Annotated in this window: 7 protein-coding genes and 1 pseudogene; 2 read left to right on the plus strand and 6 right to left on the minus strand. The window is 68.4% G+C overall.

Translation table 11 applies throughout. The annotated features are described in order from the left end of the window. Nucleotides 1-183: 183 nt before the first annotated feature. The 6 genes and pseudogenes from C8250_RS35060 to C8250_RS35085 all read right to left on the minus strand — a co-directional run bounded on the left by C8250_RS35060 (nt 184) and on the right by C8250_RS35085 (nt 8748). The gene (locus C8250_RS35060; protein WP_138352742.1) at nt 184-1044 is read right to left on the minus strand and encodes a DUF6531 domain-containing protein; all 861 of its coding nucleotides are present in this window, start codon (nt 1042-1044) and stop codon (nt 184-186) included. A gap of 1200 nt (nt 1045-2244) precedes the next feature. After that, nucleotides 2245-3096, minus strand: a pseudogene (locus tag C8250_RS35065) (alpha/beta fold hydrolase); the annotation flags it as partial. A gap of 35 nt (nt 3097-3131) precedes the next feature. Beyond that, a complete protein-coding gene (locus tag C8250_RS35070) occupies nt 3132-4868 on the minus strand; it encodes an ABC transporter ATP-binding protein (protein ID WP_138352744.1) in 1737 nt (578 codons plus the stop codon). Between the two features lie 82 nt (nt 4869-4950). Continuing rightward, nucleotides 4951-5943 (minus strand): ABC transporter permease, encoded by a 993-nt coding sequence (locus tag C8250_RS35075; protein WP_138352745.1) that lies wholly within the window; start codon nt 5941-5943, stop codon nt 4951-4953. 13 nt (nt 5944-5956) lie between these two features. Then, nucleotides 5957-7711 carry an ABC transporter substrate-binding protein gene (locus C8250_RS35080; RefSeq protein ID WP_138352746.1) on the minus strand — a complete coding sequence of 585 codons (1755 nt, stop codon included), beginning with the start codon at nt 7709-7711 and terminating at the stop codon, nt 5957-5959. A 26-nt stretch (nt 7712-7737) separates the two neighbouring features. Next, nucleotides 7738-8748 carry an ABC transporter permease gene (locus C8250_RS35085; protein WP_138352747.1) on the minus strand — a complete coding sequence of 337 codons (1011 nt, stop codon included), beginning with the start codon at nt 8746-8748 and terminating at the stop codon, nt 7738-7740. Nucleotides 8749-9220: 472 nt separating this feature from the next. Here C8250_RS35085 and C8250_RS35090 point away from each other — a divergent pair, with 472 nt between their 5' ends. Together C8250_RS35090 and C8250_RS35095 are read left to right on the plus strand one after the other, a co-directional pair. Next, a complete protein-coding gene (locus tag C8250_RS35090) occupies nt 9221-10609 on the plus strand; it encodes a tetratricopeptide repeat protein (RefSeq protein WP_138352748.1) in 1389 nt (462 codons plus the stop codon). 447 nt (nt 10610-11056) lie between these two features. Beyond that, the gene (locus tag C8250_RS35095; RefSeq protein WP_138352749.1) at nt 11057-11953 is read left to right on the plus strand and encodes an SDR family oxidoreductase; all 897 of its coding nucleotides are present in this window, start codon (nt 11057-11059) and stop codon (nt 11951-11953) included. Nucleotides 11954-12038 lie beyond the last annotated feature (85 nt).

Consider the following 12038-nt stretch of genomic DNA (forward strand, 5'->3'; position numbering starts at 1 on the left):
TGTGTCGGGTTTCGCAGAGTTCTCTCCTGGTGCGCTGGTCGGGCCGATGAGGGGGCCGCTCACTCGCTCGCGGTCCGTCGAGTGCAGCGCAGCATGCGCGAGTGTCCGGGTTCCGCGCGACTGCTGCTGCGAGCAGGTCACCAACGGTGCCCACGCGAGTCGGCACGCGCCGGCCAGTTCGCATTAACACGACCTTGAGCTGCTGCCGCTCGTTTTCGGAGAACGTCGGCACCCTCCACTTGGCGCCCAGCCTCCGCCGACCGCACCGACCGCAGGGGGTCCGCGTTGTTGCCGCGCCGAGGGACACCAAGTGTTCTTGACCAGGTCGGCCTTGAAGCCGCCCGGCGCTGTGAACCCGGTCGCGTTCTTCACGAACAGCCCGGTCACCCCCGCACGGCCCCGGTAGGTCACCGCCCCCTCCTGGTGCACGGTCAAGGCGACGTCGTACGGGGTCAGCAGCCACCCGTACCCCGCCGCAGCGCTCGTGGAACTGAACCCCGAGCCCACGGAGGAGCTGTTGTAGGCGGCGCCGAGACCGACGTCACCGTTGATGCCGGGCAGCGTCAGGTCGGACGTGTTGACCAGCAGGTTCCCCGAGCCGACATCCACCTGTGCGGAAACGTGATCCCCGGCGGAGAACGACAACCGGGTCGCGTTGCCCCGCGCCCCGGCGCCCAGCATCGGTGACACGTGCGTGTCCGCCAGCGGCGTCAGGGCCGAGCACACACTGCCCTGACATGCCTGGACTTGCCAGTCGAACTCGGTGTTCAACGGCATCGACGTCGGGATCGTGTACCGGGCCACTGACCCTGAAGCGACCGTGACGGTGCCGCCGTTGACCAGGTCCCAGGCGCCGTTCGCCGCGTAGGTGCCGGCGAAGAACCTCGCCGTGACCTGCCCCCCGGCGGGGCTGGACACCGTCGCGGTCAGCACCGGCTTCACACTGTCCACCAACGCCTCGGCCTGCGTGGGCACATCCGGTGGCATCGAAGCGACTGCCGGCACCGCTGCCACCCCGGCGGCCATCAGCGTCGCCGCCGTCACGCCCCCACCACAGCCAGCCGGCCCGAACTCGCACCGGGCCAGCGCCCACCCCCGTGTCTTTTGCGCACGACAACGATGCTCGTCCTGCTCGGCGCACCTCAACGGCACGCGACTGAAGGATCTTGCAGGCAGTTCATCCTCAAGTGGTCACTTCCGCACCAACGACCGTAGAGAGTAGCCATCATCACCGTCTGTCATATCCAGGAGATTTCCGTTCGTGTCCTGTGAATCCTTGGTTGTTAAAGCGGTTCTGGAATCAAATGCATCTACATCCTGCTACCTTGCCAAGCAGTTGCCAACTCCGCCCCAAGGGGTGACAAAAGGCATGGCCTGTGAACCCATATCAGGGGCAGAACCCTTGGGCCTGGAGCTCCGCCAACATCGCTTCTACCGAACCCGCTTGGGGATGAGCGCCGTGGACCGCCGCTCATCCCGCCTCCCCGACGCAGGCGAGGCCCCACTGGCGGACGTCCAACCAGCCGCCCGGCGTGCGAATCGGTGCGGATGCCGACCGCTCGCCGAAAGGGTCCTTCGTCAGCAGGCGAGGAGGGCTCCCCGACGGGAGTTCTGTGCGGACTGCATGTGCCGTGGGGTAGGGGAGTGTGCAGGAGGGCTGCGCACGGCTATGGATCTCTCTCGGCATTCTTGGGCTGCCCACTGCCTTGCAGGCCGCCGTGATGGTCGTGCCCGGATCTGGCCGCCTGCTCGTCGACACGTTTATCGCGCTCCCGCTTGGCGTCCAGTGCACCTCCCTCTGCCGAACCGTGATCGACCGCTGCCCAACCCGCAGGACTCTTCTACCTGCCCTGCCCCCGGTCGCTACTGATTCCCAATTTGATAGAGGGTCACCCGATCGAGTGGCCGCTGGGAACCAGTCCTTCGGACGGCCGATAGGATGCAGTTCCGTGCTGCATTCCAGAGAGATGTCAACGTGACCGGTTCGGCGTTCGTGGTGATCGATTGCGCCAATGGATACGCGGCGCCCGGGGTTGATGCTGGCCGGCTGCCTGACCTTGGTTTTTGGGACACTGCGGCGGTGCACTGCTGGCTGCAGGCTCATGATGGGGTGCCAAGCGCGATGGTCCGCGTCGTTGCCGCCGCCGATGCTGATCTGATCCCAGCGAGCGGCGAGCGGCTGGAAGTTCCGGTCACGGACGAGGAGATTGCTGAGGTTGCACGAGCCTCGTCCGTCCCTCCGTCGGCGTCGGACAGTTCGGGGCCCCGGGTTCCGGACAGGAAGGCGCCTTCGAGGAGGTAGTGCAGGCGGGCCGCGCCGTCGATGGTTCCCAGCAGGATGCCCAGACTCTGGAATGCCTCGGCGGTCAGCAGCAGGCCGCCGGGCAGCACGACCTCGTGCTCCCTGAGGTGCCGGGCGATGCTACGGGCCCGTTCCTCGTCCTCGGGATAGCGGGCGTAGTAAGCGACGTTCTTGCGTTCCATGCGGGGGTAGGCCGCGCGATAGACGGTTTCGGCATCCGAGTCCAGCCCGGGCAGGCCGCCGACGATGAACGCCTCACGCAGTCCTTCGGGCGCCAGGCAGAGATAGGTGACCGCACAGAATCCGCCGAAGCTCTGCCCGAGCACGCTCCACGGCCTTCCGCCGGTCAGTTGGCGGCGGATCATCTCGGCGTCGCGGACGATGGAGTCGGCCCGGAAGAAGGGCAGATGCTCCGCCTGGTGACGGGCAGTGCCGCGCAGCGGGAGGGTCTGCCGGTTCAGGGGAGCGGAGCGTCCGGTACCGCGCTGGTCCATCAGGAGCACGCGGTAGTCGCGGGCGGCGCGGGCGAGCCAGCCGCCGGCCGTCTGGGTGTCCAGCGGCCGCGGGGCGGCGCAGCCGGGGCCGCCTTCGAGGTAGAGCAGCCAAGGCCGCCCATCCGAGTCGGCCCCCGGGGCGGTGACTTCGCGGGCGAAGACCTCGATGTGCTCGCCGTCGGGACGGTGGTGATCCAGTGGCACCGTGAAGACGTGCTCGGTCAGCCGAAGCCCGGCCTGCCGGTAGGCGGGCGGCTGCTCGGTCGTGGGTTTCTCGGCGGGCGGTCGGTGCGCGGTCATCGAAGCCTCATGGATATCGGGGGCAGGCGGCTGGGTCAGGCGGTGGTGCGGAAGCGGGGGACCGCGGCGAGAAGGCTGCGCGTGTACGGGTGCTGGGGAGTCTCGAAGATCTCCTCGCGGGTGCCGGTCTCGACGATCCGGCCGGCTCGCATGACGGCGATGCGGTCGCAGAAGTGCCGCACGACGGCCAGGTCGTGGGAGACGAACAGGTAGGAGATGCCGAGTTCGTCACGGAGATCGGACAGCAGGTTGAGCACCTGGGCCTGCACCGAGACGTCCAGGGCGGACACCGGTTCGTCGGCGATCAGGAGTTCCGGCCCCAGGGCCAGCGCGCGGGCGATGCCGATGCGCTGGCGCTGCCCGCCGGAGAATTCGTGCGGATAGCGATCCAGGTGCAGGCGTTCGAGTCCGACCTGTTCCAGCAGTTCGGCGGCCCGCTCGCGGCGTGCGTCGGCATCCAGGCCGGTGTGGACGCGCAGCGGTGCTGTGATGATCTGCGCGACGCTGCGCCGGGGGTTGAGGGAGGCGTAGGGGTCCTGGAAAATGATCTGGACGCGCTGGGCAAGCTCCGTGCGGACCGGTCCTGAGGCCGCCGTCACATCGGTGCCGCGGAACGCGACCGTGCCGGCGGTGGGCCGTATCAGGCCCATGACGACCTGCGCGGTGGTGCTCTTTCCACAGCCCGACTCGCCGACCAGGCCGAAGCTTTCGCCGGCGCCGATGGTGAAGCTCACGTCGTGCACGGCGTACGACCGGGGTGTCCTGTGCCACCGCAGCAGCGAACGAGGGGCGTAGTCGACGGTCAGTTCCTGGACGGACAGGATGTCGGCCCCGGTTGCGGCGGGCGCGGCAGCCCGGTTGCTGAGTGACACCGGTGTGGGGGCCGGCGGGGCAGGTGGCGTGGTCGCGGCGGACACCGTCGCCAGCCGAATGCCGGGCGGGGTGTCCATGGTGGGCACGGCGGCCACCAGCGCGCGGGTGTAGGGGTGCTGGGGGGCGGCCAGGAGCGCGTCGGTGGGACCTTCCTCGACCTTCTCGCCCCGGTACATCACCAGTGTGCGGTCCGTGGTCTCCGCGACCACGCCGAAGTCGTGGGTGATGAGGACCAGGGACAGGGACAGGTCGCGTCGCAGGTCGTTGAGGAGCGCCAGCACCTGTGCCTGGAGGGTGACGTCCAAGGCGGTGGTGGGCTCATCGGCGATGACGATCTCGGGCTCGTTCATCAGGGCCATGGCGATGCAGACGCGTTGACGCATGCCGCCGGAGAACTGGTGCGGGTACTGGCGGGATCTGCGGTCGGGCTCGGGGATGCCGACCCGGTCGAGCATGTCCACGGCTCGGGTCCTGGTCCGGGTCCGGCCGGCCCGCGGGTGGTGGAGCCGGTACATCTCCTCCAGTTGGGCACCGACGCGGTGGAAGGGACTGAGGGCGGCCAGCGCGTCCTGGAAGATCATGGCGATGCGGTTTCCGCGCACGTGGCGCATCACCGTCTCGGGCGCGTCGACCAGTTCCTCCCCGGCCAGTAGCGCACTGCCCGAAATGTGGGTGGTCGCCCGGGGCTGCAGTCCCATGAGGGCGAGCAGCGCCGCGGTCTTGCCCGAACCCGACTCTCCGACGATGCCCAGGGCCTCGCCGCGCTGAAGGTCGAAGGACAGATCCCGCACTGCGTGCACTCGGTTGCCGCGCGCCGCGAAGGTGACGTCCAGGCCGCGGACACGCAGTGCGGGTGGCGCCGCGACGGCCGGCGGAGCCTGAAGCGATGGCAGAGACATGGCGAACTCCCTGGTGGGCGCACGGAAGGAAGCGGAACGGCGGCGGGCATGGGCTGGGGCGGTGGGACGGCCCGGCTGGGAATCACGACAGGCGGATACGCGGGTCGAGCAGCGCGATCAGGCAGTCGGTGAGGGCGACGAAGACCACCACGAACAGCGCGGCGAGCAGTACCGTGCCGACGACGGTCGGCAGGTCGTTCTGGGTGATGGCGGTCAGGGCGAGCTTGCCGACTCCGTTGAGGCCGAAGACCGTCTCGGCGATCACCGACCCGCCCAGCAGCCAGCCGATCTCCAGGCCGATGAGCTGGACCAGCGGTGCCGCGCTGCCACGCGCGGTGTACTTCAGATGGGCCTGCCACCAGCCCATCCCCTTGCTGCGGGCGGTGCGGATGTACTCCTCGCCCATCGTGTCGAGCATCTGGGTGCGGGCGAGGCGGGCGTAGACCGCGGCACTGACCCAGCCAAGCATCAGCCAGGGAACCAGCATCCCGCGGAACCAGCCGGCGGGATCGTGCCAGGGCGAGGTGTAGCCGGGCTGCGGCAGCAGATGCGCCTGGTAGACCAGGTAGTACTGGACGGCGTAGCCGATGAAGATGAGCTGGACGCTGGCGCCGACCAAGGTGAAGGTGTTCAGAGCCCGGTCCAGCCAACTGCGCGGGAAGAGCGCCGAAAGGAACCCGGTGCCGCCACCGATGACGGCGAGCACGAGGACCGCGCCGAGCGTGAGGGACAGCGTGACCGGGAACGCCTGGCCGATCGCGGTCACCACGGGCTCGTGCAGGAAGTAGGAGTACCCCAGGCACGGTGCCGGGCAGGCCACCGGGGTGCCGTTGATGTCCTGCAGGGTGCGGCCGGCGACCAGCCCGCTGAGGTAGTGCCAGTACTGCGCCGGCACCGCCTGGTCCAGGCCCATTCCGTGCCGGATCGAGGCCACGGCGGCGGCGTCGCACTTGGCGCCGCAGGCGCTGCGTGCGGCGTCCTGCGGGCCGGCGTAGAACAGCGCGAACGTCACGGCACTGATGGCCACGAGGACCGCGAGGACTTGGGCGGTGCGCCGCACTGCGAAGGCGAGCATCTGTCGACTCCGTTCAGGCCACGTGGGCGCCGTTGAGGGGATTGCCGTTCGCCGCCCGGGGCAGCCGCAGGTTCACCCCGTGGATCTGGTAGCCCTGCGAGTACAGGTAGGGGATGACCGGGACGCCGGCCATGATCTTCTTCTCCAGGGCGATGTACGCGGCGGCCTTGGCGGAGGAATCGCTCAGGGCCGCGATGCGGTCGAACTCCGCGGTGTCGGCGGAGCTGTCGAACCGGGAGGAGTCGTACCAGGGGCCCTGCCGGGCGTCGAAGACGTTGGGCAGTACCGTCGACGGGGAGGGCCAGTCCGCTCCCCAGCCGGTCAGGAACATGTCGTACGGTGCGCCCTTGGCACCGATGGTGTCGTAGTACGTCGTCGCGTCGAGCGGTTTGGCCACGACATGGATACCGATCTTGGCGTAGGCCGAGGCCAGCACCTGCACCTGCTGCTGTCCGGCCCCGTCCCCGCTGCGGTAGGCATACACCAAGGTGCTGAGTTTCTGCGCCGAGCGGGCCAGGTACTTCTGGGCGGTGGCCACGTCACCGCGCGCCGGAGCGTGGAAGGTGTCGTAGTCGCGGTAGCCCAGCAGATCAGGGGTGGTGACGGTGGTGCCGTACTGACCTGCGAACGCACCGCCCTGCAGCTGCCTGAGCTGCTCCTTGGGGAAGGCGTACAGCAGGGCCGTGCGCAGATTCACGTCGGTGATGCGGGCTGTGTTGATGGCGAACCAGTAGCCGAAGATCCCCTGCGGCTGGTAGGCGATCGACCCACGGTCCGCGCGGTTGTTGACCGTGTCGTTCAGAGAGGGTGCGATGGCGTTGCTGAGGCTCATGGTGGTGGGGCCGTTGCCGGCGGTGGACAGCATCTGCTGGTCGATGTTGACCAGTTCCTTGCCGAAACCGAACTCGTAGGCGTCGGCGTACTGGTAGCGGATCGGGTCGGTGTCGGCCTTCCAGTGCGGGTTGGGGACGAGCTTCATCGACACGTTCTGGGTGTGCGCGGCGATCTGGTAGGGCCCGCAGGAGTACGGACTGAGGTCGTAGGCGCTGCCGGTGTCCTTGTCCTTGCGGACCGGGCTGGCGGTTCCCAGCGCGGCGGCGAACGGCACGTCGGACTGCGGCTTGGGGAAGTGGAACACGATGGTGGATGCGTCCGGGGTGACGATGGCGGGCATGTCCCCCGTGGCGGGCCCGGCGTACTTCTTCTGGGCGTCGGTGATCGTGCTGGTGCCGGTCAGCCACTCCTGCCAGTACACCGGGCCGTTCTCGAAACCCTTCTGGAAGGAGCGCTCGATGCCGTACCTGACCTGCTGGGCGGTGACGGCTCGGCCGTCCTGCCAGGTCGCACCGGACTTGAGGTGGAACGTCCAGGTCCTGCCCTCGTCCGATGCCTCACCGGTGTTCGTGGCCAGGTCACCGACCAGGACCCGCTGCCCGTTGATCACGGTATAGCCGGTGAGCTGCCGGTCCACCATGTTCAGTACGTCATAGCCCTGGGAGACGTACACCTTCTGTGGGTCGAGGTGGTCGTAGTCGGCGGTGTCCAACACGGTGACGGTCCCGCCCCGTCCCGCACCGGAGATGACCGGCGCCGGGCCATGGCTCTCGGCCTCGGTACCCATCCGCACCGCACTCTGGCCGGCTTTGATGGCGGGCGCTTTGCCGTGCTGGGTACCGGTGTTGCCGCCGGCGGAGCTGCAGGCCGAGAGCACGGCGAGGGAGGTGGAAGCGGCGATCGCTGCGCACAGGGCGCGGGACATGGTTCTCATCGCGGGAGTTCCTTGGAGGGTTCGGTTCACGCGGACTTGGGGTCGAGTGCGTCACGGACGCTGTCGCCGAGCAGGTTGAAGGCCAGAACGAAGATCAACATTGCTCCGCCGGGGAAGAGCATGTAGGTGGGGTCGGAGTAGAAGACCTGCCCGGCGTGGCCGATCATTCGGCCCCAGTCCGGGACGGGCTCGTTGATGCCCTGTCCCAGGAAGGACAGGGCCGCCTCGAAAGCGACGTAGGCGGGGACCGCGACGGTGATGTGCACGATCACCGGGCCCCACAGGTTGGGCAGCAGTTCGGTGAGCACGATCCGACGCCGGCTCATCCCCAGCGCCCGCGCGGCCTTGACGAACTCCCGTTCACGCAGGGACCGCACCACCGACCGCAGCACCATCGCCTGGGTGATCCACCCGAACAGCGACAGCACCAGGATCACTGAGGTGAACTGCATCCAGGCCGGCTCGTTCTGGTCCGGTGCGACCAGCCGGGAATTGATCACCGGGGTGAGGGCGATCAGCAGCAGCAGTGAGGGGAAGGCGAGCATCACGTTCGCGACGAACTCGAAGCCCTTCTCCACCACCCCGCCCAGATAGCCCACCGCGATACCGACCACCGCGCCGATGAGGCTGGTGATCAGCACGCAGGACACCGCGATCAGCAGTGAAGTGCGGATGCCGTACAGCAGTTGGGTGAACACGTCCCGCCCGAGCCCGGGTTCCAGGCCGAACCAGAAGCGAGCGCCGATCCCGCCGTTGGCGCCCGCGGGGTACCCGCTGTCGGTGAGCAGGCCGGCATCGTCCTGCCCGTAGTGCTCGGCGGGACTCTTGCCGTAGACCCACGCGATCACCGGGGCCAGCGCCCCGATCACGACCACGCCGAGGACCACACCCAGGCACACCATCCCGACGCGGTCCCTGCGGAACCGGGCCCAGGCCAGCCGGGCCGGGGACTGCCCCGGCCGCTCGTCGGCGTTGTCGGTCCCGTCAGGCGGAGCCGTCGCCGCCCGGGGTATTACGGCTTGCTGCGGATCGGACATGACGCCTCAATCACCAGGGTCAACACGGAAACTGCATGTAAGTGAGCGGATAATCTCACTTACATGTGGAGTTAAGTTAGGGCTCGTGGTCGGGGTCCGCAAGGCCTACCGACGGGTTGCTCGGCCTCGGTTGGGTCACGACGGTCCGGCCGGGCGCCGGAGCGATCCCGTGCCCGATGCGGCCACGGGGGAGGACTCGGGCGCGGCCGGGCCGGACCGGGAGGAGACGGAGTGTGCCCTCGGCCCGCTGGTCCAGTGGGTCCCGCTACCATGCAAATAGCCGTATTAATGGAGATATGTTCCCGGTCGCTGGGGACGCTCCGCGCACGCCAAGGGCTCCGGGGCAGTCACATCGCGTTCATGCGACCGAGAGCCGGTCGGCTCGTGGACGGCTCAAGCAGGTGCCCGTGCCGGGGGGCGTGATAGGACTTGTGCCGAGGGCGTCCGCCCGCGCGAAGCCAGGAAGGTGCGCATGCCCATCGGTGGTACGGACGACGGCGCGCCCGGCGACGCCAAGGGGATCGGGGAACGCGTTCAGTCCCTGCGGACCGGCCTGCGGCTCACTCAGCGCCAGTTGGCCGAACCCAAATACACTCCGGCGTACGTTTCCACCGTCGAAGCCGGAAAAGTCAGGGCGTCCGAGACAGCGCTGCGTTACTTCGCCGGCAAACTCGGGACCACTTATGAGCAGTTGGCGACCGGGGTCCCGGCCGAACTGCGGGCCGAACTGCGGGAGGGCCTCGCGCAGGCGAGCGGTCTGATGGACAGCGGCTCCAGCACGGATGCCGAATCGCTGCTGATCGGCCTCATCGAGCAGGCGCAAGCGCACCAACTCCACGACCTTGAATCACAGCTGCGGGTCTCACTCGGGCATTGCATGTTGCGGCGCGGCGCGCTGGCAGAGGGGCGCTCACAGTTCGAGCGGGCCGAAAGCCTGATGGCGGACGAGCCGCTTCCCTCGCGGGTCCGCGCGGTGCGCGGCCTGGCCACCGCCCACCAGTTGGAAGGCGACGTGCGCTACGCCTGCTACCTGCTGGAGAAGACCATCAACGAACTGAACGCCGAGGGCCTGCCGGACCCCGAGGCGTTGCTTCTGCTGTACGTCACCGTCATCACCCCGTACATGGACCTCGGGGCCTACGAGCGCGCCGCCAAGGCCGCCGGCCTTGCCCTCGACCTCGCTCCCCAGGTGAAAGACCCTGTCGCGATTGCCGGCCTCCACCGGTCCGTCGCCCGAACCCTGGCCGCCCAGGGACGCTACGAGGACGCGGAGAACTACCTGGTGAAAGCCCAGGAGCTCTACCAGCGGCGCGAAATCCGCTCGGAACTGGCGCTGTGCCACTGGATGCACGGCTATCTGCACACCCAGCACGGCCGCCTGGCCGAAGCGGAAGACGAACTGCGCACGGCGCGCGAGATGCTACGGGAGACCGGAGGAACGTTCTACGCCGTGCAGGTCGAGGTCGAACTCGCCGATGTCCGCCGCCGCCGCGGCCACGACACCGACGCCGAGCAACTCCTGCTCGACCTCCTCAAGGGGCTCGGACCAGGCCGGGGTGCCGTGCACGCGGCTGCCGCCCACCGGCTGCTCGGGCTGATCCACGAAGAACGAGGCGACACCGGGGGGGCCGAGCAGCAATACCTGGCCGCCATCCCCCTGCAGGAAGAAGCCGACGTCATCGGCGACCTGGCCGACACCTGCCGCCTCCTCGGAGATCTGCTCAACCGGCAGGGCCGCACCCAGGAAGCCATTGCCGTCTACCGCCGCGGCCTGACCCGTCTCGCCCGCCCGGGCACCGTGACCCTCGGTCCGGTTCCCGCCTTCCCGCCTCTGCGGACCCTCGGTGCCGACTCGATGTAAGCGGAGGCTCGTCCAGCGCATCGCCGACGCCTTCGCACTCACATCAACGACCTGCGCCACTCGGCGTCACCACCGAATGTGAGACAGAGCCGTTAAATTGACACACCCGTACGCCCTGCTGTGAGGGCCGCAGATGCGGGAGGGCAGGCGCTGCCACGCGCCTTGCTCGGCGGAGTGCCGGCGGTCGCGCGGCGCACTCCGCACGGAGCGCTGTGCGACGCGTCCGGCCAGGCCCGCCGACGGACTCCTGGCGCGCTGGTGCGCGGCGACCGGGGTGGTGAGGGGCTGCGCGAGCTCTCCTCTGTGCGTGCCCAATCTGATGAAATGAGCTTATTGAGGGCGTTAGGGGCAGGCGCTTCCGGGCACGCGAAGGGTGAAGCGAGTCGTATCGCCCCGGCATGCACCACTCATCAGCATGCACCCTTCGTCATACCCCAGGAGCTGTCCGTGTCTCCAGATCAGTTCTCTCCACGTCACCCCGCAGAGCAGTACCCGCAGCCGGAATTCGAGGAGCAGGATCAAACCCATCCGGGGCTGAGCGGAGCCATGGATCCGGAGCCTGACTACGGCGAGGACACCTATCGCGGCTCCGGCCGGTTGCAGGACAGAAAGGCTCTGATCACCGGAGGGGATTCCGGGATCGGTCGTGCCGTTGCGCTCGCCTTCGCTCGTGAGGGCGCGGACGTGGCAATCTCCTACTTGCCGAGCGAGGAGGAGGACGCACAGGAGACCGTCCGGCTGATCGAGCACGCGGGACGGCGGGCGCTTGCCGTGCCGGGCGACGTGCGGCAGGAGGACTACTGCGGCGCTGTAGTGCGCCGCGCGGTGGACCAGCTCGGTGGCCTGGACGTCCTGGTCAACAACGCGGCCTACCAGATGTCTCAGCCCGATGGCCTGTCAGCCATCGATACCGAGCAGTTCGACCGCGTCATGAAGACCAATCTCTACGCGATGTTCTGGCTGAGCAAAGCTGCCCTTCCCCATCTGGCTCCGGGGTCGTCCATTATCAACACCGCCTCCGTCCAGGCCTACCAGCCCAGCCCGCACTTGCTGGACTACGCCATGACCAAGGGTGCCATCGTCACCTTCACACAGGGTCTGGCTCAGCAACTCGCAACCGAGGGGATCCGGGTCAACGCGGTCGCCCCCGGTCCGGTGTGGACTCCTCTCATCCCCGCCACGATGTCCCCCCAGAAGGTCGCCGAGTTCGGCAAGCAATTGCCCCTTCAGCGGCCGGCGCAGCCGGCTGAGATGGCTCCCGCCTATGTCTTCCTCGCCTCTCAGGAAGCCGGCTACATCACCGGGGAGATTCTGAACGCCACCGGCGGCACCCCACTGCCCTGACGGGCAGCAGGTCGTTCTCGCCCGGTTGTGCCGGGTCCCGTGAGCGGTGTCGTGAGGCCCGTGACGGGGGTGATGTGTGGGAAGG

Source organism: Streptomyces sp. So13.3 (genome assembly GCF_005860785.2).
Lineage (GTDB): Bacteria > Actinomycetota > Actinomycetes > Streptomycetales > Streptomycetaceae > Actinacidiphila > Actinacidiphila fildesensis.

Excerpts from the sequence above, each read along its gene's own strand:
- C8250_RS35085 (WP_138352747.1), bottom strand. The coding sequence starts at position 8,748 with ATGTCCGATCCGCAGCAAGCCGTAATACCCCGGGCGGCGACGGCTCCG.
- C8250_RS35075 (WP_138352745.1), bottom strand. The coding sequence starts at position 5,943 with ATGCTCGCCTTCGCAGTGCGGCGCACCGCCCAAGTCCTCGCGGTCCTC.
- C8250_RS35080 (WP_138352746.1), bottom strand. The coding sequence starts at position 7,711 with ATGAGAACCATGTCCCGCGCCCTGTGCGCAGCGATCGCCGCTTCCACC.
- C8250_RS35090 (WP_138352748.1), top strand. The coding sequence starts at position 9,221 with ATGCCCATCGGTGGTACGGACGACGGCGCGCCCGGCGACGCCAAGGGG.
- C8250_RS35070 (WP_138352744.1), bottom strand. The coding sequence starts at position 4,868 with ATGTCTCTGCCATCGCTTCAGGCTCCGCCGGCCGTCGCGGCGCCACCC.